At 69.2% G+C, this 24804-nt stretch carries 20 protein-coding genes; 10 read left to right on the top strand and 10 right to left on the bottom strand.

All coding sequences use genetic code 11. From position 1 onward, the window contains the following. The first annotated feature begins 103 nt into the window (after positions 1–103). Together EV379_RS09410 and EV379_RS09405 are read left to right on the top strand one after the other, a co-directional pair. Positions 104–1957 carry a glycoside hydrolase family 15 protein gene (locus EV379_RS09410; RefSeq protein ID WP_242616304.1) on the top strand — a complete coding sequence of 618 codons (1854 nt, stop codon included), beginning with the start codon at positions 104–106 and terminating at the stop codon, positions 1955–1957. A gap of 90 nt (positions 1958–2047) precedes the next feature. Continuing rightward, positions 2048–2422 carry a VOC family protein gene (locus EV379_RS09405; RefSeq protein ID WP_130505910.1) on the top strand — a complete coding sequence of 125 codons (375 nt, stop codon included), beginning with the start codon at positions 2048–2050 and terminating at the stop codon, positions 2420–2422. A 44-nt stretch (positions 2423–2466) separates the two neighbouring features. Here the strand turns inward: EV379_RS09405 and EV379_RS09400 are convergent, their stop codons facing one another. The 3 genes from EV379_RS09400 to EV379_RS09390 form a co-directional block, all read right to left on the bottom strand. Then, entirely contained in the window at positions 2467–3615 is a 1149-nt protein-coding gene (locus tag EV379_RS09400; protein ID WP_130505909.1) for an alpha/beta hydrolase family protein, read from the bottom strand. Positions 3616–3784: 169 nt separating this feature from the next. Beyond that, complete coding sequence (locus EV379_RS09395) at positions 3785–5287, bottom strand: S8 family serine peptidase (RefSeq protein WP_130505908.1); 1503 nt, start codon at positions 5285–5287, stop codon at positions 3785–3787. A gap of 290 nt (positions 5288–5577) precedes the next feature. Next, positions 5578–5979, bottom strand: coding sequence for a DUF1622 domain-containing protein (locus EV379_RS09390; RefSeq protein ID WP_130505907.1), 402 nt, complete (start codon positions 5977–5979; stop codon positions 5578–5580). 186 nt (positions 5980–6165) lie between these two features. Between EV379_RS09390 and metH the strand changes: the two genes are divergently transcribed. Next, positions 6166–9738, top strand: coding sequence for a methionine synthase (metH, locus tag EV379_RS09385; RefSeq protein ID WP_207226321.1), 3573 nt, complete (start codon positions 6166–6168; stop codon positions 9736–9738). 538 nt (positions 9739–10276) lie between these two features. Here the strand turns inward: metH and EV379_RS09380 are convergent. The 5 genes from EV379_RS09380 to EV379_RS09360 form a co-directional block, all read right to left on the bottom strand. Next, complete coding sequence (locus EV379_RS09380) at positions 10277–11104, bottom strand: ECF transporter S component (RefSeq protein WP_130505906.1); 828 nt, start codon at positions 11102–11104, stop codon at positions 10277–10279. After that, a complete protein-coding gene (locus EV379_RS09375) occupies positions 11101–13050 on the bottom strand; it encodes an ATP-binding cassette domain-containing protein (RefSeq protein WP_130505905.1) in 1950 nt (649 codons plus the stop codon). The genes EV379_RS09380 and EV379_RS09375 overlap by 4 nt, the downstream gene beginning before the upstream one ends. Further along, a complete protein-coding gene (locus tag EV379_RS09370) occupies positions 13051–13593 on the bottom strand; it encodes a YajG family lipoprotein (protein ID WP_130505904.1) in 543 nt (180 codons plus the stop codon). 117 nt (positions 13594–13710) lie between these two features. Further along, positions 13711–14682 (bottom strand): intradiol ring-cleavage dioxygenase, encoded by a 972-nt coding sequence (locus EV379_RS09365; RefSeq protein ID WP_130507383.1) that lies wholly within the window; start codon positions 14680–14682, stop codon positions 13711–13713. 735 nt (positions 14683–15417) lie between these two features. Beyond that, positions 15418–17220: a DEAD/DEAH box helicase gene (locus EV379_RS09360; RefSeq protein WP_130505903.1), complete on the bottom strand. Its 1803-nt coding sequence runs from the start codon at positions 17218–17220 to the stop codon at positions 15418–15420. Positions 17221–17351: 131 nt separating this feature from the next. On the opposite strand from EV379_RS09360, the gene EV379_RS09355 reads away from it, so the two are divergent. Next, the gene (locus tag EV379_RS09355) at positions 17352–17705 is read left to right on the top strand and encodes a cupin domain-containing protein (protein WP_130505902.1); all 354 of its coding nucleotides are present in this window, start codon (positions 17352–17354) and stop codon (positions 17703–17705) included. Between the two features lie 50 nt (positions 17706–17755). Further along, on the top strand, positions 17756–18118 hold the full coding sequence (locus EV379_RS09350; protein ID WP_130505901.1) for an MmcQ/YjbR family DNA-binding protein: 363 nt from the start codon (positions 17756–17758) through the stop codon (positions 18116–18118). Here EV379_RS09350 and EV379_RS09345 read toward each other — a convergent pair. After that, on the bottom strand, positions 18115–19788 hold the full coding sequence (locus EV379_RS09345) for an ABC-F family ATP-binding cassette domain-containing protein (RefSeq protein ID WP_130505900.1): 1674 nt from the start codon (positions 19786–19788) through the stop codon (positions 18115–18117). The two genes, EV379_RS09350 and EV379_RS09345, sit on opposite strands and share 4 nt — an antisense overlap. 367 nt (positions 19789–20155) lie before the next feature. On the opposite strand from EV379_RS09345, the gene EV379_RS09340 reads away from it, so the two are divergent. Together EV379_RS09340 and EV379_RS09335 are read left to right on the top strand one after the other, a co-directional pair. Then, positions 20156–20689, top strand: coding sequence for a hypothetical protein (locus EV379_RS09340; RefSeq protein ID WP_130505899.1), 534 nt, complete (start codon positions 20156–20158; stop codon positions 20687–20689). Then, positions 20686–21519, top strand: a complete 834-nt coding sequence (locus EV379_RS09335; protein ID WP_130505898.1) for a hypothetical protein — start codon at positions 20686–20688, stop codon at positions 21517–21519. The genes EV379_RS09340 and EV379_RS09335 overlap by 4 nt, the downstream gene beginning before the upstream one ends. On the opposite strand, the gene EV379_RS09330 is transcribed toward EV379_RS09335, so the two are convergent. After that, positions 21476–22177, bottom strand: coding sequence for an HAD-IA family hydrolase (locus tag EV379_RS09330; RefSeq protein WP_242616303.1), 702 nt, complete (start codon positions 22175–22177; stop codon positions 21476–21478). The genes EV379_RS09335 and EV379_RS09330 overlap by 44 nt on opposite strands. 100 nt (positions 22178–22277) lie before the next feature. Here EV379_RS09330 and EV379_RS09325 point away from each other — a divergent pair, with 100 nt between their 5' ends. The 3 genes from EV379_RS09325 (at position 22278) to EV379_RS09315 (ending at position 24779) form a co-directional block, all read left to right on the top strand. Then, positions 22278–22781 (top strand): nitroreductase family deazaflavin-dependent oxidoreductase, encoded by a 504-nt coding sequence (locus tag EV379_RS09325; RefSeq protein ID WP_130505897.1) that lies wholly within the window; start codon positions 22278–22280, stop codon positions 22779–22781. A gap of 613 nt (positions 22782–23394) precedes the next feature. Then, positions 23395–24159, top strand: a complete 765-nt coding sequence (locus tag EV379_RS09320; protein WP_242616302.1) for an aggregation-promoting factor C-terminal-like domain-containing protein — start codon at positions 23395–23397, stop codon at positions 24157–24159. 143 nt (positions 24160–24302) lie between these two features. Next, on the top strand, positions 24303–24779 hold the full coding sequence (locus tag EV379_RS09315) for a VOC family protein (RefSeq protein WP_130505896.1): 477 nt from the start codon (positions 24303–24305) through the stop codon (positions 24777–24779). Positions 24780–24804 lie beyond the last annotated feature (25 nt).

Genomic DNA, 24804 nt, shown 5'->3' with positions numbered 1-24804 from the left:
GATGCCGGGGGTGGACAGCGGAACGCGCCAGCCGTAGCCTGCACAGCAGGCCCGGCCTCGCCGCGCGACAGCTGCCGGACACCTCGCACCAGGGAGCATGCCCATGACCTTTCCCCCGATCGCCGACTACGCATTCCTCTCCGACTGCGAGGTGAGCACACTGATCGCCCCGGACGGGGCCGTCGAGTGGCTGTGCCTCCCGCGTCCCGATGCGCCCAGTGTCTTCGGCGCGCTTCTCGACCGGGCGGCAGGGAGCTTTCGCTTCGCCCCGGCCAACACCGCGGTGCCGCAACAGCGTCGCTATCTGCCAGGAACGATGGCGCTCGAGACGACGTGGCACACGGCGACCGGATGGCTGACGGTGACCGATGTGCTCGTGCTCGGCCCCGTCGACGAACTGCGTCGTGGCGAATCGCGGCGCTCGCCGGGGGACGCGATGTCCGCGCACACCTTGCTCCGCATCGCGACGTGCTTCGACGGGAGGGTGGAGCTCGACCTGAGCTGCTTCCCCCTCTTCGACTACGGCCGTGTGCAGGGACAGTGGGCGTATGACGGCCCCGGATTCACCCGGACGACCGTCACGGCCGCCGACATCACGCTCACACTGAACAGCAGCATCCCGTTGGGGCTGATGGGCGCGCGCAGCTACGGCCGGCAGACGCTCGCCGCCGGGGAGTCGGCGTTCGCCGCGCTGAGCTGGGGAGACCAAATCACGGCTGATCTGGACGAGGCGCTCAGCCAGTTGCGCTTCACCGAATCGTTCTGGCGGGGGTGGATCAGCATGGCGTCCTTCCCCGACCACCGCTACCGCCCGTACATCGAGCGCAGCGCGCTCGCGCTCAAGGGTCTGAGCTACGCCCCGACGGGGGCGATCATGGCGGCCGCGACGACGTCCCTGCCGGAAACGCCAGGAGGACAGCGGAACTGGGACTACCGCTTCACGTGGATCAGGGACACCGCGTTCATGCTGCGGGCACTGCACAGCCTCGGCCTCGACTGGGAGGCATTCGAGTACTTCGCCTTCATCATCGACGCGGTCTCCGAGGCGGATCCGGCCATACCGTGGTCGCTGCAGATCATGTACGGCATCGGCGGGGAGCGGGACCTGACCGAGCACACGCTCGACCATCTCTCCGGGTACAGGGACTCGCGTCCCGTGCGAACCGGCAACGGGGCGTTCGATCAGCATCAGCACGATGTGTGGGGGATGCTGCTCGATGCCGTCGAGGAACACCTGCGGGGAGGCGGGCAGGTCGCCCCCGGCATCTGGGCCAGACTGTGCATGCTTGTCGATACCGCGATCGAGCGGAGCGGTGAGCCCGATCAGGGGATCTGGGAGATGCGGGGCGCCCCGCAGCACTTCGTCGCATCCAAGGTGATGTGTTGGGTGGCGGTCGATCGCGGCATCCGCATCGCACGCGGACGCGGTGACAGCGACCGCGCCGACCGTTGGCAGGCCGCGGCCGACCGGCTGAAGACCGATATCTGCACGCGCGGCGTCGACTCACGGGGCGTGTTCACCCAGCACTATGACACAACCGAACTCGATGCATCGCTGCTCCTGCTGCCCCTCATGGGCCTCCTGCCCCCTGACGATCCGCGGGTGCGCGCGACGGTGCTGGCGATCGCGGAAGAGCTGACGGAGCAGGGGCTGGTGCTGCGCTACCGCGTCGACCGCACGGAGGACGGTTTGAGTGGTGAAGAGGGCACGTTCTCAATCTGCACCTTCTGGCTCGTGTCGGCGCTCGCCGAAATCGGGGAGGTCGACGCCGCCTCAGCGCTGTTCGAGAAGATGTTGAGCTTCGCCGGGCCGCTCCTGCTCTACGCGGAGGAGATCGAGGCATCGACGGGGCAGCACCTCGGCAACTTCCCGCAGGCGTTCACCCACCTCGCGCTGATCGATGCGGCGCACCGGCTGATCGCCGCCGAGCGCTCCACGCGACGTCGGGATCCATGAGCCGCGTGCCGCCCTTTCGCCGAGCGACCGCCGCGGCGTATCGTCGGGCGTGAGGCGGGCGTCGACGCCCACTACAGAAAGCAGGGCAGCATGGACCTCGGAGCATTCTCCGTCAGCTTGACCGTCGCGGACCTCGCCGCTTCACGGGCATTCTACGAGGCGCTCGGCTTCGAGCACGTCATGGGTGACCCGGCGGAGAACTGGCTGATCCTCCGCAACGGCGTCACGACGATCGGCCTGTTCCAGGGCATGTTCGAGGGCAACCTGCTCACCTTCAATCCCGGGTGGACGCCGAACGCCGAACCCCTCGACGAGTTCGAGGATGTCAGAAGCCTGCAGAAGGCGTTCAAGGCCGACGGTCTCGAGTTCCTCGCCGAGGTCGACGAGACGACGAGCGGGCCAGGCAGCTTCATGCTGCGTGACCCGGATGGCAACGTCATCCTGTTCGATCAGCACGTCGGCTGAGCGCTCTGGCGGTTCCGCACGATGGTGCGGCCCGATGGAGCTGCTCAGCCAGGCCGACGCGACGAGAACTGGCCGATGAAGTCGCCGAGCTGCTTCTCATAGCCAGCGGGGTCGACGTTCCAGCTCTGGATGTGGCCGGCGTCGGCAACCGGCACGTAGCGCGCGTTCGGCAGCGACGCCGCGAAGCGCTCGCTCTCCGCCGGCGGAACCAGCGGGTCGGCGAGCCCTTGGAACAGCAGGATCGGCAGCCGCTCGAATGGGCCCGTCTGGTCGAGCTCGTCGAGTTCGTCGAGGTCGACGTCGCCGCGCCAGGACACCGCCGACTGCAGCGCGCCGCCCAGGAAGCCCATGTGGAAGCGGTCGGCCTGGCCCTGCAGCACGCCGGCCCAGTTGAGGACGGGCGCGTCGAGCACCATGCCGAGCACCTTCGACGCGTGCGGTGATTCGTGCATGAAGCGGGTGACGATGCTGCCGCCCATCGAGTCGCCGTACAGCACGAAATGGGTGGCGCCCTGGCTCAGCGCGAAGTCGGCCGCGGACTCGAGGTCCCTCCACTCGGTCTGGCCGAGCGAGATCAGGCCGCTCGGGCTCGGCGGGGCGTCGACGTCGTTGCGATAGGTGATCAGCAGCGTCGGCAGACCGGCGCCGACGAGGGTCGGCAGTGGCCGGAGCCCGCTCTCACGCATGCCGTCAATGCCGTGCACGAACAACACCCAGGTGGAGCCGTCGCCGTCGACCTGCCAGGCGGGCATCGGACCGAGCTCGCCGTCGATGGCCACGTTTGTGAACGGAATGCCGAGGCTTGTCTGAGGATCGCCGTCAAAGATGTTGGGATTGAGTTGCACGGCGGTGCCGGCGCTGAGCTCGCCGACGACGTTCGAGATGGGGCGGATGACGGTGTCGCCCGTCGTGGCGAGGATCGGGCCGATTGTCGCACTGCCCGTACCGGCATCCGTCTCCCAGACGAGGCCGTAGGTGCCGACGCGTTCGGTAGCGGTCATCCGCGTGAGGGTGATCTCACCGTCGGAGAGAGCGATCACGTCGCCGGCCGCTGTCGAGGCGTTGTGATGCGGCGTGAGCAGGAGCTGCGCGCCGCCGAAGACGACGACGCCGAACCCGAGCACGGCCACCAGCCCGATCCCGCCCAGTGCGATCCAGGGCCAGCGGCGGCGCGTTCGTGGTCGTCGTGACATGCGGTCACTCTAGCGGGCGGTCTGGTGGAGACCGTCGCGGCTCCGGTTCCACCGCCGAGGCGGGGACAGACGACTCTGGGGCGTGCCGGCCAGTGCCGACACGCCCCAGAGCGTGTTCACGTCACCGGAGTGACGATGGATCGGATCGGTTCAGACCCGATCGCTCGGATCAGTTGACCGCCTCGAGCGCGTCGACCAGACCCTCGCCGAAGAAGGCGTTGTTCTCCACCGGTCCGGTGCACAGCGCCGATCCGGCCGGGCACGCAACGTCGTTGGCCTGTGCGTAGAGCACATCGCCGAGTGCGAGACCGGAGTACTCCGGGTGCACCGACTTCAGCAGCGCGGCAACACCGGCGACGTGCGGCGAGGCCATCGAGGTGCCGGAAGACGTGCCGTAGCCGCCGCCTGCGACCGTCGAGAGGATCGACGAACCGGGGGCCGCGATGTCGATGACGCCCAGGCCGTAGTTGGAGAAGCCCGACTTGGCGCCGGTCGACGTGGTAGAGGAGACCGTCACGACGCCGTCGAGTTCGGCGGGGATGTCGTGGCACGTGGCGTCGATGGGACGCGTGACCGGGACGGTGTCATTCGGGCTCGACGAGTCGACGGTCTTGTTGGCGAGGTCCAGAGCCGAGTTGCCCGCGGCGGCGACGTTCAGGACGCCCTTGCCCTGCGAGTACTGCACGGCGCGGTTCACCGCGGTCTTCACGGCGCTCTGGTCGGCGTTGTTGTCGCACCAGAACTCCCACGGGTCGATGTAGTAGCTGTTGTTCGTGATGTCCGCGCCGGTCTCCGTCGCGTACATGAAGCCACAGATCGCCGCCTCCGGGTAGATGAATCCGTCGTCGTTGACGACCTTCACCGCGGAGACGCGCACATTCGGGGCGACGCCGACGATGCCGATGCCGTTGCGGGCGGCGGCGATCGTGCCCGCAACGTGCGTTCCGTGCGAGCTGGTGGTCGGCTGCCACGATTCGTAGCTCGTGTCGGCCACGCCGCTCAGGCAGCTCGCCGACGCGTTCACGTCGATGTTCGCGGCCAGGTCGGGGTGGTCGCCCTGGATGCCGGAGTCGATCACGGCGACAAGCACATCACGGCTGCCGTCGGTGATCTCGTGCGCTGCGACCGCACCGATGGCGGCCATGTCCCACTGGCGGCTCTCAGACGGGTCGGGGATGACGGTCACCTCGGCTTCGACGCCCGCGTCCTTGGTGGTTGCGGCGGCGGCGGAGCGCTTGTGGCCCGACTCACCGGGCGCCAGCGGGTCGCTGACCCCGTACGTGGGATCGGTCGCCGCGACGGGAGCGGTGCGGGTCGCACCGACGGAGAGCACCGCCTTCTCCTTCGCCAGAGCCGTGGCGAACGCGGCGTTGTCTGACTGTGCGATGACGACGCCGATCTCGGCGTACGACTCGATGACGCTGCCGCCGGCCGCGGCGACAGCGCGCTCGACCTTGAGCGTCTGACCGCGGTTGACGATGCCAACGTTGATCGCGTAGTTCATGAGCGGGCCGGGAACGGCCTGGATCGCGGCGGCACCAGAGGCGTTCGGTGCGGCCATGGCCGCACCGGGAACGAGGACGGCGGCGCAGAGGGCCGCCGATATCGCGATTCCGGCTGTGACGGCGCGTCTGCGCGGAATCCCGCTTGTGCTTGTACGGAGAGTGAACATCGTGCTCCTGATTCTCTGTGGCTTGGATCAAGCCCGGTTGGCTCCGTGCCCTGCGCGTCGGACGTTGTGGTGCGACGACGAGACACAGAACAAGGGCGGAATGAGTGCACGGCCCGACCTCGATCGGTGCAGCGATGTGAAGCGACCGCGGCCGGGTGTGCATTCCGCCCTCTGGCTCCGAAGCCTATGAACGCGCGGTGAACGGCGATAGTCGGCATAAAGGGGGACACCCCCCGCTCGGGGGAGACTCATTCGGGTGACGGGATGCCGCGCTCGGCGGCATCCGGGAACTAGTCCGCGATCGGAGCGGGCGTCGTCGGCGCGGCGGACCCGACGGTGCTCTTCGCGGCGGCATCCGGTGCCTTCTGCCAGGGCCAGCGCCCCGTGATCTCCAGTTCAAGGGAGAAGCTGAGGAAGGTACGGATGAGCACGATGCCTCCGAGCACGGCGACGTTCTGCAGCGTCGGCGTGAGGGCAACCGTCTTGATGATGTCAGCGGCGACGAGCAACTCAAGCCCGAGCAGGATCGAGCGGCCGAGCGAGCGGCGGAAGGGCACGTACACCGGGCCGGTGCGCTTGGCGATCCCGTACAGGGCGATCACCGTCGCCACGATTGCGCCGATCACGATCACCGCGACACCGGCGATGTCGATGATGCTGCCGATGAGCTCAATCAGTGCGTGGAAGTCCATGCTCTGTTAGTACACCGCGTTGCACGGCGTGGCAAGGGCGCCGCTCGCCCCGAAGCGGGGCGTCATGCAGGCGCCGCAGCCGAATCTGCTCGCTACGATGAGCGGGTGACTGACGCGCCCGCACCGATCGACACCTCCGCACCCACGACGGGCACCGACCCGGCCGGCACCGACATCTCCGCGGCGGTGCGCCCCGCCCGCGCGCAGGCACTTCTCGACGCGCTCGCCTCGCGGGTCGTGATCGCCGACGGTGCCATGGGCACCATGCTGCAGGAGCACGAGCCGACGCTCGAGGACTACAGGCAGCTCGAGGGCTGCAACGAGATCCTCAACGTCAGCCGGCCCGACATGATCGGCGCCATCCACGACGCCTACTTCGAGACCGGCATTGACGCCGTCGAGACGAACACCTTCGGCGCCAACTGGTCGAACCTCTCCGACTACGACATCGATGACCGCATCGAGGAGCTCGCCCACGCCGGCGCGGCAATCGCGCGCGAGCGGGCGGAGGCCTGGGAAGCCCGCGACGGACGGCTGCGCTGGGTGCTCGGTTCGATGGGGCCTGGCACCAAGCTGCCGAGCCTCGGCCACACCACGTACGCGCACCTCAAGGCCACCTTCGCGGAACAGGCGCTCGGTCTGATCCGCGGTGGCGCTGACGCCTTCCTGATCGAGACCTCGCAAGACCTGCTGCAGACCAAGTCGGCGGTGAACGGATGCCGCGCCGCAATCGCGTCGAGCGGCATCCGCCTGCCCATCTTCGTCGAGGTCACGGTCGAGACGACCGGAACCATGCTGATGGGCAGCGAGATCGGCGCGGCGCTCACCGCGCTCGAACCGCTCGGCATCGACGCCATCGGCCTGAACTGTGCGACCGGCCCGGCCGAGATGAGCGAGCACCTGCGCCACCTCTCGAAGTTCGCCACCGTTCCCGTGATGTGCATGCCGAATGCCGGCCTGCCCGTGCTCGGCACGAACGGCGCCAGCTACCCGCTCACCCCGGGCGAGCTCGCGACGGCGCACGAGCAGTTCGTCAAGGAGTTCGGCCTCGGCCTGATCGGCGGGTGCTGCGGCACGACGCCCGACCACATGCGTGCCGTCGTCGAACGGCTGCAGGGCGCGACGCCGGCCGAGCGCACACTGGAGAGCGACCCCGGCGTCGCCAGCCTGTACCAGCACGTCAGCTTCGAGCAGGAGAGCTCGTACCTCGCGATCGGTGAGCGCACCAACGCCAACGGCTCCCGCGCCTTCCGCGAGGCCATGCTCGACGGCCGCTGGGACGACTGCGTCGAGATCGCGCGCAACCAGGTGCGCGACGGGGCGAACCTGCTCGACGTCTGCACCGACTACGTCGGCCGCGACGGCGCAGACGACATGCGCCAGATCGTCTCGCGCCTGGCCAGCGCGTCGACGCTGCCGCTCGTCATCGACTCCACGGAGCCGGCCGTGCTGCAGGCCGGCCTGGAGCTGATCGGCGGCCGCCCCGTCGTCAACTCCGTCAACTTCGAGGACGGCGAGGGCGGCACCAGCCGCTTCGCCCGCATCATGCCGCTCGTCAAGGAGCACGGTGCAGCCGTGATCGCGCTGACCATCGACGAGCAGGGGCAGGCCCGCACGACCGAGACCAAGGTCGCCATCGCCTCCCGCCTCGTCGACACCCTCGTGGAGGAGTGGGGCATGCGCGTCGACGACATCATCGTCGACGCCCTCACCTTCCCCATCGCGACGGGCCAGGAGGAGACGCGGCGCGACGCCATCGAGACGATCGAGGCGATCCGCCAGATCACCGCGAAGTACCCGGGCATCAACACGACGCTCGGCGTCTCCAACGTCTCGTTCGGTCTCAACCCGGCCGCCCGCTCCGTGCTCAACTCCGTGTTCCTGCACGAGGCCGTCGAGGCCGGGCTCACGAGTGCGATCGTCGACGCCGCGAAGATCGTGCCGCTGGCATCCGTGCCGGAAGACCGCCGCAAGGTCGCGCTCGACCTCGTCTGGGACCGCCGCGAGTACGACGCGGAGGGCACGCTGATCTACGACCCGCTCTCCACGATGCTCGACCTCTTCGCCGGCGTGGATGCCGCGGCGCTCAAAGACCAGCGGGCGGCAGAGCTCGCCGCTCTCCCGGTGGGCGAGCGCCTGGAACGCCGCATCATCGACGGCGAGGCCAAGGGCCTCGAGGCCGACCTCGACCTGGCCCGTTCCGGCGGTCTCAGCGCGATCGAGATCATCAACCTGCACCTGCTCGAGGGCATGAAGGTCGTCGGCGAACGCTTCGGCGCCGGTGAGATGCAGCTGCCATTCGTGCTGCAATCGGCCGAGGTCATGAAGAACGCCGTCGCCCTGCTCGAGCCGCACATGGAGCGCTCGGATGCCGCAGGCAAGGGCACCATGGTGATCGGCACCGTGCGCGGCGACGTGCACGACATCGGCAAGAACCTCGTCGACATCATCCTCTCCAACAACGGCTACACGGTCGTGAACATCGGCATCAAGCAGACGATCAACGAGTTCATCGCGGCCGCGGAGGAGCACGACGCCGACGTCATCGGCATGAGCGGCCTGCTCGTGAAGTCGACCGTCGTCATGAAGGAGAACCTGCTCGAGCTGCAGAATCGCGGCTTCGCCAAGCGCTGGCCGATCATTCTCGGCGGAGCAGCCCTCACCCGCAGTTACGTCGAGGACGACCTCGACTCGCTCTTCGACGGCACCGTGCGCTACGCCCGCGACGCCTTCGAGGGTCTGGCCCTGATGGAGCCGCTCGTCGCGATCGCCCGCGGCGCCGACCCGGACAGCGTCGGGCTGCCCGCACTGAAGAAGCGCATCCACCGGCCGAGCCAACTCATCGTGACCGAACCGGAGAACCTGCCAGCCCGATCGGATGTCGCCAGCGACAACCCCGTTCCGGTCCCACCGTTCTGGGGAACCCGCATCGTCAAGGGCATCGCGCTGGCCGAGTACTCGGCGTTCCTCGACGAGCGCGCCACCTTCCTCGGCCAGTGGGGGCTCAAGCCCAGCCGCGCCGAGGACGGCGCCAGCTACCAGGAGCTCGTCGACACCGAGGGCCGGCCGCGGCTGCGCTACTGGCTCGATCGGATCCTCGCGGAGGGCATGCTCGATGCATCCGTCGCATACGGCTACTTCCCGGTCGTCGCCGAGGGCAACGACATGGTGGTGCTGCACCACGGCGACGACCCTGCCGGAACGCTCGGCGTTGCCGGGCTGCTGGCGCCGGATGGCGGCTCGGGCGGCGCGGTCGGAACGGAGCGACTGCGGTTCACGTTCCCGCGGCAGCGGCGCGATCGGCACCTCTGCCTCTCGGACTTCGTGCGCTCCAGGGAGTCGGGGCAGGTCGACGTCGTTGCCGTGCAGTTGGTGACGGCAGGGCAGCGAGTCAGTGAAGTCACGTCACGACTTTTCGCCGAGAACCGGTACCGGGACTACCTCGAACTCAATGGCCTCGCGATGCAGCTGACGGAGGCACTGGCGGAGTACTGGCACTCCCGGGTGCGCGATGAGCTCGGGCTCGGCGCGGAAGACCCGACGGATGTCGCCGGGCTGTTCAAGCTCGAGTACCGCGGTGCGCGCTTCTCGCTCGGCTACCCGGCGTGCCCCGAGATGGAGGACCGGCGCAAGGTCGTCGAACTGCTGAAGCCGGAGCGCATGGGAGTGGTGCTCTCCGAGGAGCTGCAGCTGCACCCGGAGCAGTCCACCGACGCCTTCGTGTTCCACCACCCGGAGGCCAAGTACTTCTCGGTCTAGCCCCCGCCGGTGGTTGAGCCTGTCGAAACCCCTCCCGGTTTGTTGAGCCTCCGCTGGTTGAGCCTGTCGAAACCCCTGTCCGTGCGGGCGGGCTCGGAGGGTTCGCTCCTCAGCTCAAACAATGACGTCGATTCTCAAGGGTGGCGGTTTCGAAGTCTTCCGAGGTTAGGGCTGCCGCCTTTCGCGACGCTGCGCGTCGCGCCCCGCGAACCCACCGACCCCGCGACTGTCGCCGTATCGGCTGCCACGCGCGCTCGCTCACGCCAGCGTGCATCCCCACGCTGGCTTGAGCGAGCGGCGCCGCGACGAAGGAGCAGCGACGCACGCGAAGCCCTGAGCGGATCCGCGAAGGCGGCGCCCCGGCATCCGACCCTCTCCTTCCGCGCGCCGGCTGCCACGCGCGCTTGCCCACGCTGGCACCGCATTTCCCACGCTGGCTTGAGCGAGCGGCGCCGCGACGAAGGAGCAGCGACGCACGCGAAGCCCTGAGCGGATCCGTGGAAGCCGGCGCCCCGGCATCCGACCCTCGAACTCAGCGTCAGCGGGCCGGCAGCTTGGCGCGGCGGAGCGCGGCGAGCACCGCCGGGCCGAGCAGCAGGATGCCGACGAGCGTCGTCACCGCGCGCACGGTGTCCCAGGTGAGCGTGGAGCTCACGAGCGAGTAGAGCGCGAAGGAGGCCAGGTTCGTGCCGATCGGCGCGCCGGCCTCGTAGGAGATGCCGGTGCCTGTGCCGACCGCGAACGGCCAGAACCAGATGTTCATGAGCAGGCCGAAGACGTAGGACGCGACCACGCCGTAGCCGGCGAGCATCGCGATCTCCAGGCGGGCCGCGCGTCTGGCCGCGCGGGCGGCCAGCGAGGCAGCGGCGGCGTCAGATGCCGAGGCGCGGGCAAGTCGCGGTCGGATCCGTGGCAGCAGGCCCGCCCCGGCCGCGACCCAGGCGCAGCCGAACATCTGGAACGCCGTCCACGGGCCGAGCCCGCCCCAGAGCAGCGAGGACACGGCGATCGTGAGCAGCCCAAGCAGAAAGCCGAAGCGGGGGCCGTATGCTCGGCCGGCGAGAATCAGCAGGATGAACACGGCCTCGATGCCGCCGACGCCGGCCCCGGCGATGCGGATCCCCGCGCCGATCGCGGCCAGCACTCCGAGCAGGGCGACCGCCTTCGCCGAGTGCATGTCCCGGTCGAGCGCGAGTGCGAGTGCGACGATCGCGGCGGGCACCAGCGCCATGGCCACAACGGGTGTCGCGGCCTGGGCGTCGCTCGGCACGGCGCTGGCGAGCAGCGGCCACGTGAAGCCGGCGAGAGCCACGAGGCTTCCGGCGGTCAGGGCGAGTGGGGCGAGCCACGGGCGTGCGGCGCTCATCGTGTCACCTCGGCGGGGGAGCGTGTGCCGTCGTCGAGGCTGCCGCCGGCCAGCGTGAGCGTGCGCCCCGTGTAGCGCCGGGCGAAGTCCGCGTCGTGGGTCGCGATCAGCACCGCGCGGTCACCGGATCCCGCTGCGGTGCGGAGCGCGGCACCGACGAGTGCCCGGCTCCGCTCGTCGAGCCCGCGCGACGGCTCGTCGACGAGCAGGAGCGCGGGTGCCGGAGCCAGCTGGATCGCGAGCGCCAGGCACAGCTGCTGCCCGGCGGAGAGATCGCGTGGGTGCTGCAGCAGCAACGCCTCGAGATCGAGGTCGCCGCCGAGCAGGGCCGCGAAGGTCTCGACCGTCGGCCGATCGGGGCGGTCGACCCGGTCGGCCCGCAGGCATTCCGCCGCGACGGTGGTGTGGAAGAACAGCTCGTCGACGCGCTCCGGCACCAGCGCCACGTGGCTCCGGCGGGCGCGGGCGGGCAGCGTCGCCACGTCGTCGCCCCGCACGAACACGTGGCCGGCGGCAGCCGGCATCGCCATCGCCAGGAGCAGGCTGGACTTGCCCGCACCATTGCGGCCGGCCAGCGCCACGAGCTCCCCGGTGCCGAGACCGAGGCGTGCATCGCGCACGATGGCGGCGGCGCCGTGGCTCACGGTGAGGCCACGCAGCTCGGCGAGCGGATGCCGCGCCGCCCCGTTCGTGGGAGGCGCTGCACCCTCGACGAGAGCCGGCTCCGGTGGCTGGGCGGAGCCGATCGCACGGCCGCCGTCGAGGGTGAGCCAGCGGTCCGCGAACGGCGCCAGCGGGGCGCTGTGGTGCTCAGCGACGACCACTGCCAAGCCGTGCTCGTGCGCCAGGGCATCGAGTGTGCGGCACACCGTGTCGCGGGCGGCATCGTCGAGCTCGGCGAGCGGCTCATCGACGAGCAGCAGCGCCGGGCGACCGCTGACGGCGGCCGCGATGGCGACGAGGGTCGCCTCGCCGGTGGAGAGCGCGGTGATGTCGCGGTCGAGCAGGCCCTCGATGCCGAGCGACCGCGCGACCTCGGCGACGCGCTCGGCCACGACCACCGCGGGAAGCCCGCGCACCGCATGGGCGAAGCCGATCTCCTCTCGCACGGTCTCCGCGGCGAAGCCGATGCGCACGTTCTGGGCGACGGAACCGACGACCGTGGCGGTGTCGCGTGGCGGCGTCGAGGCGCGGTCGATGCCGGCGACGGTGATGCGGCCGCGCTGGTGGCCACCGTCGAAGTGCTGGAAGAGCCCGTCGATGGACCGGAGCAGGCTCGACTTGCCTGAGCCGGTCGGGCCGGTCAGCACGGTGAGCGTGCCGGCATCCAGAGTCAGGGTGAGCGAATTGAGGATCTCGGCGCGGTCCCGGGCGTGGCCGAGCGCGACATCCGTCATCGCCACCAGGGGCACCGTGGCATCGGCGACTGCGGGGTGGGTCGAGGCGAAGCCGCGCACTTCCATGGAGGCGGCGAGCCCGAGGGCGCGCTCGATCGTCTGCTCGAACACCGGAACGAGCAGGGCGGCGGCGCCCCGTTCGCCACGCAGCGCGGCCGCTCGGCGCACGCGGCGCACCGCGTGGGCGAGTGCCGGTGCGGTCGACCACGCGATCACCAGGGAGCGGCTGATCGCGCGCAGAGGGCCGCGGGTCGACCCACGCACGAAGAGGCGTCGCATGTCGACGACCGCGCTGAGCACGCCGAAGGCCAGGATGACGGCGGCGAAGGGCAGAGCGCTGACGGCGGCGTTCCAGAGGCCGCCGGTCGTCACCGGGCCGAACAGGCTCACATGGGCGAACGGCCCGGCGAGTGGGATGCTGGGCAGATCCAGCAGCAGGATGCCGCCGCCGGAGGCCCCGCCGAACACGACGCGGTAGACCACGCGGGTCGCCACGAACACGGCGGCGACGATCGCCGCCGTGCGCAGCGGAGCCGCGTGGAATCGCACCTATTCGACCGTTGGCGGCTGCGGGTCGGTCCCGGTGCCTGTCGTGTAGACGAGGCCGATGCTCTGGCCGGGCTCGGCCTTGAGCGTTTCGAGGCCTTCCATGGCGAAGCCCCACTCGGCGTCGGCGGCTGGCTTCACCCAGATCGCCCAGAAGGCGTAGGCGGGCGACATGGAGCTGCACGGCTCGATGAACGGCTCCTGGCCGTCGACGGTCACCGTCTCGTCGGCGGCTGGGCGACCGTCGACGCGGCAGACGACGGCGTCGCCGTAGTCGGCGTTGCCCTCCGTGGTGATGCCGGCGGTGGCGATGGCTTCGCTGGCGAGGACCGCCTGGTCGCTGTCGACGCAGACGTCGACCGCCGGGGCGTCGAGGATGCCGAAGTCGGCGACGACGGCGATGCCGGCGCAGCCGTCATCCGCGGTCGACGCGGCGTCGGTGCTGATCTCAACAGGCTCGGAGACGGACGATGTGGGGGAGCCGGCGGCACAGCCGCTCAGCAGGAGCGCGCCGAGGACGGCCGCGGTCAGGAGGGGGAGTTTCATGGCATCCAGCGTAGCGAGCGCGGCGGCGCCCTCCTGCCGCATGACGGTGCGTGAAGCCGGCGTGCACGGGCGGGCGTGTCGCGGCCCGTGAGTCTTCTCGCGAGCTCCGCGGCCGCATCACCCGGCCGGAGGTGCGCCTGGACCGCCACTGGGAGGAGTCCCGCCTGGCCCGCCGGCGCCACCACCGGGTGCCTGGCCCCCGCCTGGCGCCGATCCGGCCGCAGGCGTCGTGCGGGTGTCGACGCGCACCGTCAGCGAGACCGTGTATCCGGATCCCGCGTCGCCGGTCACGGTGGCGAGCTGCTCAGCGCCACCGTCGTCGCCGAAGACGTTGTCGGAGGCGAGGCTGAGCTGGGCGAGGTTCGCGGCGGATCCCGCGTACTCCGAGCGGGCGTACACGGTGTCGGAGACGTCCTGCGGCAGCGCGAGCTGTGACGTCGCGATGGCGTTCGTGGAATCGGTGATCGCAGTGACGTCGGGGTAGACCTCGAAGTGCACGTGCGGCCACCGCCCGGGGTAGCAGGCCGGGAAGATCGACGTGAACGAGACCTGGCCGGCGCTGTCGGCCACCTGCACGCCGCGCAGGTACGTCTCGTTCTCAAGCCCGGCCGAGTACATCGAGTAGCCGCCGGCGCTATCGCAGTGCCAGACGTACACGGCCACGTCGGCGAACGGGGCGTCGTTCCCGGCCATGTCGAGAATCGTGAGGGTGAGCGCCATCGGCACACCGCCAGCGGTTGTGCCGCCGTCGAGGCTCGAGCGGATGTCGCTGCGGACGATGCCGGACTGCTCAAGCACGTCGACGCCGTTCGAGCCGTCGCCGGGGTACGGGCCGGCTGTCTCGTCAGGGATCTCGCCGCCGGATGTCGCGGCAGAGGAGCCGTTCACCGGGGTCGTCGGCGTGCAGGCGGCGAGGGCAACCGCGCCGACGCCGAGGCCGACGATGGTGAGCATGCTCCGCCGCGTCATCAGGGTGCGGATGTCGAACGCGACCCCCTGGTCGACAACCTCCTCGTCGGCGCGATCGAGCAGTCGGCGCTCGTAGGCCGGACCGTGCGGCGTCGATTCGGGTTCTGGGATGCGGCTCATCGCGACCTCGTTCGGTTGTTGTGCCGCGTTGCGGCTCTCGGCGATTGCTCCGAGCATGCGCCGCGTCCACTTGTGCGCGCAATGAGCCAGCTGGGAGAGCGCTATGAGCGGTGCCCACCCCGGTGGCGGCCCGCGCCGACGCTGCTCGGTCGACGCGCACTCTCACGCTGGCTTGAGGGAGCGCCAGCGACCGAAGCCCTGAGCGTCTGACCCGATCGGGCCGCCCGGGCGCGCAACGGGTGAGAGGCCGCGACGCTGCTCCGGGAGAGGGCGCGACGCTGCTCGGTCGACGCCCACTCGCACGCTGGCTTGAGGGAGCGCCAGCGACCGAAGCCCTGAGCGTCTGACCCGATCGGGTCGCCCGGGCGCGTTCTGCGCCAGAAACCGCGTTACGCCGTAGTTGTTTCCGGCGCATAACGCGGTTTGTGGCGCGTTACGGGGGAGGCCGCGACGCTGCCTCGTCGACGCCCACTTTCACGCTGGCTTGAGGGAGCGCCAGCGACCGAAGCCCTGAGCGTCTGACCCGATCGGGTCGCCCGGGCGCGTTCTGCGCCAGAAACCGCGTTACGCCGTAGTTGTTTCTGGCGCATAACGCGGTTTCTGGCGCGCAACGGGTGAGAGGGCGCGCAGTGGGCAGGAGGGCGGGTACGCGAAAGGGCGGGGCATGCGGCATCCGCACACCCCGCCCTCGGCGGCAAATCAGTGGCTCAGGGCCTCAGCCCGTCAGCCGTCGGCTCAGTAGCGCTCGCGCGGCTTGCGCGGCGGGCGGTCGTCGTAGCTGCGGTCGTCGCGTCGCGTCGGGCCGTTGTCCGGGCGCAGCTCGATCAGCTTGCCGCTGATGCGGGTGTTCTCGAGGCGCTCGAGCGTGTCCTTACTGAGGTTGGCCGGGAGATCGACGAGCGAGAAGTCGGGGCGGATCTGAATCGCACCGAAGTCGTCGCGGCTGAGCCCACCCTCGTTGGCGAGGGCGCCGACGATCTGGCGCGGCTCGACCTTGTGGCGCTTGCCCACCGCGATGCGGTAGGTGGAGAGACCCTCGTTGCTGCGGGTGCGGCGCTCCGGGCGCTCCGGACGATCGCGGCGGTCACCACGGTCGCCGCGATCCCGCGAGAAGCGGTCACCACGGTCGCCGCGGTCGTCACGCTCGAAACGGTCGAAGCGCTGGGCACGTGCCTCCTCCGGCGAGAGCAGCAGGGGAGTGTCGCCCTGCGCGACAAGCGCGAGGGCGGCGGCGACATCGGACTCGGGAACATCGTGGTGCTTGATGTAGTGGTTCACGATGTCGCGGAACTCGGAGATGCGGTCGGTCTGGCTCAGTGCGGCGGTGATCGAGTCATCGAAGCGGGCGAGGCGCGTCACGTTGACGTCGTCAACGCTCGGCAGCTGCATCTGCGTGATCTCCTGGCGTGTGGCCTTCTCGATCGAGGTGAGCATGCGGCGTTCGCGCGGCGTGACGAAGCTGATCGCGTCACCCGTGCGGCCGGCGCGGCCGGTGCGGCCGATGCGGTGCACGTACGACTCGGTGTCGATCGGCAGGTCGTAGTTGACGACGTGGCTGATGCGCTCGACGTCGAGGCCGCGGGCTGCGACATCCGTGGCCACCAGGATGTCGAGCTTGCCCGACTTGAGCTGGTTGACGGTCCGCTCGCGCTGCACCTGGGCGACATCACCGTTGATCGCAGCGGCGGAGTAGCCACGCGCACGCAACTTCTCGGCGAGCGTCTCTGTCTCGTTCTTGGTGCGTGTGAAGACGATCATGCCCTCGAAGTTCTCGACCTCGAGGATGCGGGTGAGCGCGTCAACCTTCTGCGGGTACGCGACCATCAGGTAGCGCTGCGTGATGTTCGAGGAGGTGGTGGTCTTGGTCTTGACCGTGATCACCTCCGGGTCCTTCAGGTACTGCGAGGAGATGCGACGGATGGCGGCAGGCATCGTCGCCGAGAACAGCGCGACCTGCTTGTCGTCTGGGGTGTCGGCGAGAATCGTCTCGACATCCTCGGCGAAGCCCATCTTGAGCATCTCGTCTGCCTCATCGAGCACCAGGAACTTGAGCTCGGAGAGGTCGAGGGTGCCCTTGTCGAGGTGATCCATGATGCGACCGGGGGTGCCGACGACGATGTGCACGCCACGGCGCAGCGCGGAGAGCTGCACGCCATAGCCCTGGCCACCGTAAACGGGGAGCACGTGCACACCCTTGAGGTGCGCTGCGTACTTCTCGAAGGCCTCGCAGACCTGCAGGGCGAGCTCGCGCGTCGGCGCGAGCACGAGGGCCTGAGGGGTCTTCTGCGAGATGTCGAGCTGGGAGAGGATCGGGAGCGCGAACGCAGCGGTCTTGCCGGTTCCGGTCTGGGCGGTTCCGAGCACGTCGCGGCCCTCGAGCAGCGGCGGGATCGTGGCGGCCTGGATGGCGGAGGGGGTCTCGTAGCCGACGTCCTTCAGTGCTTTGAGAACTGCGTCATCGAGCTCGAGCTCGGAAAAAGTCATGGTCGCGGGGGCAGTTTCTGCCGCGCCCGGCGTGGTGGTGTCAGAAGACGTCATACTCCTAACGGTAGTCGCTCGCGGACGCGGAGATTACAGGAACTTCGACGAATCTGCGGTAGGCGCCAAAATTGCGGTACGTGTCAGGCGAAGTGCTTCCCGGACGCCGGGTGCGAGCGTAATGTGCCAGCATGATCGACGACGATCCGATCCAGACGAATCCGGAGCACTACCGCACGCTGTGGGAGAACGATTTCGTGCGGATACTCGAGTACAACGACGAGCCGGGTGCGAAGACGACGCCGCACCGGCATCCGAACAGCGTGATGGTCACGCTGAGCGCCTTTGACCGACGGCTGAGCGCGGGCGGGCGAGAGTTCGAGGTATCGCTACCCGCCGGGCAGGCCGTCTGGCTGCCGGCGCAGCGCCATGCCGGTGAGAACACCGGGACGACACCGACGCGCGCGGTCTTCGTCGAACTCAAGGGTGCGGCCGCCGGGGAGCCATCTGGCGATGTGCTCGGGCCGGGGCCAGCCGAGCGATGATCGCGCCGGATGCCGCCGAGCAAGGCATCCGGTATCCCTAGACTTCTCCTATGACCCCGGATGAGCTTGCGTCGTTCTGCCTGAATCTTCCCCAGGCCATCGAGACCTACCCGTTCGGCGAGCAGACGACGGTCTTCAAGACCAGCGGCAATGACAAGATCTTCGCGTTGAGTGTTCTGGATGCCGAACCGCTCACGGTGTCGGTGAAATGCGATCCGGAGGAGGGCAAGGCGCTGCGCGAGGAGTTCCCGACGCACATCACGCCTGGCTACCACCTCAACAAGAAACACTGGCTCACGATCGTGCTCGACGGAACGCTCGACGACGCGCTCGTCGAGCAGCTGCTGCGCGACAGCCACGCGCTCGTGCGCCCGAAGGCGCCTCGGGCTCCGCGCGCGGCGTCCACGGCCTAGCAACCCATCGGGGTCGGGCCCACGCGCTCGCGCAGCTCGCGAAGCCCGCCGTCTGCGTCGAGCTCGAGAACGCGGTCGAGCCCGATCCGCTCGAGGAACGAGTCGTCGTGGCTCACCACCAGCACGGCGCCCCGATAGAGCGTGAGCGCGTCGACCAGCTGGTCGACGCTCCGCAGGTCGAGGTTGTTTGTCGGCTCATCGAGCACCAGCAGCTGGTGCGGCGGGTCGGCGAAGAGCAGTCGGGCCAGTGCGACACGGAAGCGCTCCCCGCCGGAGAGCGTCTGCACAGGGCGGTGCACGCTGTCGCCGCGGAGCAGCAGGCGGGCCAGCCGGTTGCGGATCTCGCCAGGCTCCGCGTTCGGGGCGACATCGCGGATGTTGTCGATGCTGTCTGCGGTGCCGTCCAGGCCGTCGAGGCGCTGGCTGAGGTAGCCGACGCGGGCGGTGTGCAGGATGCCGCTGGCTCGACCAGCTGGCGTGGCGTCGCCGCTCACCAGCTGCTCGAGCAGCGTCGTCTTGCCGACGCCGTTGGCGCCGACGATGGCCACGCGTTCCGGCCCATGCAGAAAGAAGGTCTCGCCGTTCTCGCCGTCGACGCTGTCTTCGCTTGTGCCGGCTCCGCTGCGCAGCTCGGCGATGCGCTTGCCGCGTGGGACAGCAGGATCGGGAAGCTCGAGGTGGATGGCCTCGCCGTCGCGCAGGCGCGACTCGGCGGCATCCAGCGCGCTCGTCGCCGCGTTCAGGCGCTCGTCGCTGCCGCTGCGCAGTTTGCCCGCCGAAACCTGCGCGTTGGAGGCCCACTGATGCATCACGATCTTCGCCGCCGCGCGGTTGTCGTAGTTCTTCTGCGCGGTGCGGGCGCGGCGGGCGAGCTTGGTCTCGGCCTCCGCCTTCTGGCGCTTCTCGGCACGCACGGCCTGCTCCGCGGTGCGCACGGCCTGCGCCGCGGCGGACTGCTCCTGCTGCCGGTGCTCCAGCCATTCGCTGTACGGCCCGCCGAAGACGCTGAGCCGTCCGCCGTAGAGCTCGGCGGTGGCATCCATGCACTCGAGCAGCGCGGTGTCGTGGCTCACGACGATGAGCGTTCCTTGCCAGCTGCGCACGAGGCCGCGGAGGCTCGCACGTGCTGCGCGGTCGAGGTTGTTCGTCGGCTCGTCGAGCAGCGTGATCGCCGTGCGCTGCAGCCTGAGTCCCGTGATGGCAACGAGCATCGCCTCTCCGCCGGAGAGTTCGGAGACGCTGCGCCCGAGGTCGGCCGCGGAGAGCCCGATCGCGCGCAGTGCCTCGTCGGCGCGGGTCTCCAGATCCCAGTCGTCACCGAGCGTGTCGAAGTGGCGCTCATCGACGTCGCCGCGCTCGATGGCGTGCAGCGCGTCGAGTTTGTCGCCGATGCCGAGCAGGCCGGCGACGGTGTTGGCGGCATCCAGAGTCAGGGTCTGCGGCAGATAGCCGACGTCGCCGCTCGTGGTGATCTGCCCGGAGGACGGCGTGAGCCGACCCGCGAGCAGGCGCAGCAGTGTGGACTTGCCGGTGCCGTTCGAGCCGACGAGACCGGTTCGGCCGCTTCCGAAGCTACCGGCAAGGCTTGAGAGCGCGGGTGTGCCGTCTGGCCAGGCGAACGAGACGTTGTTCAGCGTGACGGACGAGCGTGTGTGTGAGGCGGTTGACATGAGACTCCAGAGTGTTCAGCGGATGCGCTGAAACCGGAGCCGAGAATGGCGAATCGACGATTGTCAGCGCACAGAGTGCGGCGCAAAACCCTCGATTGTCCTCATGTCATGACCCTTTCCTCGGCAACAAGACCTCTGCAGTCTGCCAAAGCCGGTGCACTGAAAGCAAACTCACTGAGTCAGCTGGGTCGGCGGGCGCTCCCGCTCACCTCGGCGAACACGCTATCCAGGCGCGTCTATAGAGAGGAGTTCCCAGTGGTGCCGCGTTCGTGCGCGATGGCCGCACTGTGGATAACTCTGACGCGCGCAGCCCGTTTTGGCTTACGGTGTTCGCATGCGGAGTCTGCGGGCGCGTGTGGTGCGGGCGATGCTCGGCGCGCTCGTCGTGGCTGTCCTCGCGGGGTGTGCCGCCTCGCCGGTTCCCGTGCCGACGCCCTCGCCGACGGATGCCGCCGCGCCACTGTTCGCATCGGACGAGGAGGCGCTGGCCGCGGCCGAGGCGGCGTATGCGGCGTACCTCGCTGCGAGTGACGCAATGTTGGCCGATGGCGGGCGGTCACCGAACGCGATGCGCAGTTTCGCCATTGGGCAGGCACTGGAGTACGAGTTGACTGGAGCGGCCGACTTTCTGGCAAGGAATTTACGTGCTACCGGCGAAACAAGATTCTCGACGTATCGATTGCAGTCAGTTCGATCCAGCGAGCTCTGGGCTGTAGAAGTTGGACTCTACGTCTGTGATGACTTGTCCGATGTTGATCTGGTTGATGCGGTCGGGGAGTCACAGGCATTGCCCAATCGTCCAGTTCATATCCCGTACTTCATCTCGATCGTTGGCGATGTCCAATCTGGCCTAAGAGTGGCGGAGAAGACGCTTTGGGAGGAGGGGAGCTTCTGCTCATGAAGCTCTTGCAGAGCTCCGCTCTCGTGCTCCTGATCGTGGCCGCCCTGTCGCTGACTCCTGTCACTTCTGCCAGCGCCGGCGACGCTTGCTCGCTCTTGGAGATTAGACAAGGCACGTGCGATATCGACATCAGCCCCGAACTCGCGCCGGGCGGCGTCGATCTGACAGCCGGCGGCAACTCGGGCGGCGGTGCGGGGGAGCCCGACGGCGACTCGGAGGGCGGTGCCGCCCTCCCGTTGCCTCCCGCGCCACCGGCGCCGCTCAGCCCCGAGGAGACGGATCCGAACGATAACCGCCCGCCGACGCGGTGCACGTCCGCGCCGGACATCTGCAATCCGCAGTTGCTCGTGACGTGGAGTGACATCGCCTCGTTCCGCGCGACGCCGCCGGTGCTGACTCTGATGGAACCGGCGGGGTGGGCCGTGAAGGGGCTTCCGATGAATCTGGTGGCCGCGGCATCCGTCGAGGAGGTCGGCGGTAGCCTTCTCGAGTTCCCGGCCGAGGTGCGCTTCACGCCTACGGCATTCGCCTGGGACTACGGCGACTCGCAGACTGGCCGGACCGCGACGGGCGGGGCGAGCTGGGCGGATCTCGGACTGCCGGAGTTCTCGACGACGAGTACCAGCCATGTCTACGGCGCGCGCGGCGAGTACTCGGTGACGGTCGGTGTCGAGCTGACGGCCGAGTACCGTTTCGCCGGCGGCGCGTGGCGGCCGATCGCCGGAAGCGTCGGCATTGCCGGGTCTGCCGCGCCCGTGGTGGTGAAGTCGGCGAAGACGGTCCTGGTCAGCGGTTCGTGTCTGGAGAACCCGCGCGGCCCCGGATGCTGAGCCGGTACGCGTCACCGCACTGTTCAAGCCGCAGCTCGGCGAAGTCGCGCACGCGGGGGAGCGCCACGGTCTCGGCGCTTTCGAGCGCGCCGACGACGTAGGCGCGCATGCCGGCCGCGCGTGCAGATGCCAGGCCGGCATCCGCGTCTTCGAACACGACGACGTCGTCGGGGTGCAGACCGAGCTGCCGCGCCGCGCTCAGGTAGGGGTCCGGGGCCGGCTTGCCGTGCACGACGTCCTCGGCGGCAACGATTACGGCGGGCATCGCTGCCCCGATCATGCGCATGCGCGCCTCGGCCAGCGCGCGGGGCGCCGAGGTGACGAGCGCCACCCTGTCGGCGGGCAGCGCAGCGAGAAAGGCGGCGGCGCCCGGAATCTCGACGATGCCGTCGACCGCGCCCAACTCGAGTGCGACCAGCTCTGCGACGGTGGCGTCGACGTCGATGCCGGCGGAACCGAAGCGGGCGACCGTCTCTTCCGCCTTGCGCCCGTGCGAGACGGCGAGGAGCTCAACGAGATCGGCACCATGCTGCCGCGCGAATCCTGCCCAGGTGGCCTCGACGACCGCGGTCGAGTCGACGAGTGTTCCGTCCATGTCGAACAAGAAGCCACGGGTCTCGAGGGTATGAGCGGCTGGGGCGGTCGGGTCTTCGGTCATCACCCCATCTTGCCCGCCCGCGCGCCTGCTTCGTGGGTCCAGCCGATATCCACGCGCGGCGTATCGGCCGGTGCGCGGCGCAGGAGTGCAGAATGCTGGCATGGACGCCGTCGTCACCGCAGTGCGCAGTCTTGTCGCTCCGCTCACCCGCACCCGCCTGTTCCGCTGGGCGGCGCCCACCGTTCTGCCCGTGCTCGAGCGTCTGCTCACCCGACTCAGCGGCGGACGCGCACAGCTGAGCGGTCTGCTCGTACCGTCGCTCGTGCTGCACAGCGTCGGCGCGAGGTCGGGCGTCGAACGCGCCACCGAGCTCATGTACACGCCGGATGGGCACGGCAACGCGATCATCGCGGGCACGAGCTTCGCCCGGGACAGGCATCCGGCGTGGAGCTATAACCTGATCGCCCATCCGGATGCCGCCATCTCGGTGCGCGGGCGTCGCCGTTCGGTGCGCGCCGAACTGCTCGACGCGGCAGAACACGACGCGGCCTGGCAGTTGATCGAGGCGCAGTGGCCCGGCTACCGCGGATACGAACGTGAATCGGGCCGCATCGTGCGTCTGTTCCGGCTGCGCCTGCAGCCGGGGGAGCCGCCGCAGAACTAGCCTCAACCTCCGAATCCCATCAATGTGTGGTTTTCGGGGCGAATCGTCACGGCGGCGAATCACGCCGCCGGCGCCGCGGCTCACGCCCGATCGCGTTGCTCGGTCAGCGCAGAGGGGATCCGCCACCGAGCGCACACCACGCATCGGTGCAAAATTCCGGGTAAATGCTGATCAGTGCTGGTTTCCAACGGGTCCATGCTGCAGCCTCGCCGGCCCCGCGATGCGCGCGGACGGCCCGGGCGGTGCGCTCGAGACTCGCGCAGAAACCGGCATCTGCCCCGCAAGCACAATTCCTCGAGACCGTTGCCGAACTGTGATGACATTCACAGGCAATGCGGATGATCTGCGCAGACACCGTCTGCATACTGTCAACTTCGCCCGCGGGGACCCCCGCCCGAGGGCCATAGATCAAGAGTCGCTCTGTGCACGATCTCGAGCGGCTCGCTTTGTGAAAGTCATGCCTAACTCAAATTCATCAACGATTCGCCCTTCTTCGCCCTCGACCAACACCGGTTCCACCCGCGTTCAGAGACTGAAACGCCGCCGGGGTCGCAGCAAGATCCTCGTCGCAGGAGCAGTCGTCGCGATCAGCGCGGTTGCCGGAACCGGATTCGTGCTGCAGTCAACGGTCGTCGCCCACGCCGAGAGCGTCGCGGCCACCGCCGCACTGACCACCTCGACCGGACTCGCGAGTGAGCAGCTCGCCGCGTACACGACCGTTGCCGAGGCGCACGCCGCACGTGCGGCGTCGATCACGATCGACGAGGCCAGCGCAGTGTTGGCCGCCGCCGAGGGTAAGACGGATGCCGGCGACCTCGCCTCGTCCGTCGCCGCGCTCAGCAACTTCGAGTTGCTCGCACCTGGCCGCGTGTTCACCCTCGTGGACTCGACCAAGAGCAAGGCCGCGAGCGTACAGGCCGCCACCGCCGAGGTCGACCGTGTCGCTGCGGAGCAAGCTGCTGCGGCCGCCGCAGCTGCTGCAGCCGCAGAAGCCGAAGCCGCTGCCGCCGAGAAGGCCGCATCGGCCGGAAGCGGCTCCTCGTCCGGCTCCCACCCGTCGGCCCCCACCGACCCGAGCGGCGCCCAGGCGATCGCCCGCGATCTGATGGCCGCCCAGTACGGCTGGGGCGAAGACCAGTTCGGCTGCCTCGTGGCGCTCTGGAACAAGGAGTCCGGCTGGAACGTGAACGCGTACAACGCGTCCAGCGGCGCAGCCGGCATCCCGCAGGCCCTGCCAGGCAGCAAGATGGCCTCCGCCGGCGCCGACTGGCAGACCAACCCGGCGACCCAGATCACCTGGGGCCTCGGCTACATCGCCGGCCGCTACGGAACGCCGTGCGGCGCGTGGGACACCTCGGAGGCGCAGGGCTGGTACTAAGCGGCATCCGCTCGGCACAACTCTGGGCGTGACGCCCACTACGCCGTCTCGATCGGCCGGCAGGAAACCCTGCGGGCCGCATCGAGGCGGCGTAGCCTGTTCTGCGGGGGATTGACCATCACGACGATGTGAGAGGGAATGCCATGCAGAACATCACACCCTGCCTGTGGTTCGACGATCAGGGCGAGGATGCCGCGAACTTCTACGTCTCGATCTTCGAGCGTTCGCGCATTCTCGAGGTCTCGCGGTACGGCGAGGGCGCGCCCGTTCCGGCCGGGACGGCGATGGTCGTCGAGTTCGAACTCGACGGACTCCGGCTGCAGGCGCTGAACGGCGGGCCGGCGTTCAATTTCACCGAGGCGATCTCGCTGTCGATCGCCGCGCCGACCCAGGCCGACATCGACCGGCTGTGGGACGCGCTGACGGCCGACGGCGGCGAGCCGGGCCGATGCGGCTGGCTGAAAGACAAGTACGGACTCTCCTGGCAAGTCGTTCCGCCACGGCTCTCTGAACTCCTCAGCGATCCCGACCCGGCCAAGGCCGGTGCGGTCATGCAGACCATGCTCCCGATGGGCAAGCTCGACCTCGCAGCCTTGGAAGCGGCATACACGGCCGCGTGACCGGCCGTTTGCGCCTGAAATCCGC

This window comes from Microterricola gilva (genome assembly GCF_004217495.1).
Taxonomy (GTDB): domain Bacteria; phylum Actinomycetota; class Actinomycetes; order Actinomycetales; family Microbacteriaceae; genus Microterricola; species Microterricola gilva.
Note: the sequence above shows the minus strand (reverse complement) of the source record. Positions and strands in the feature narration are given on the sequence as shown.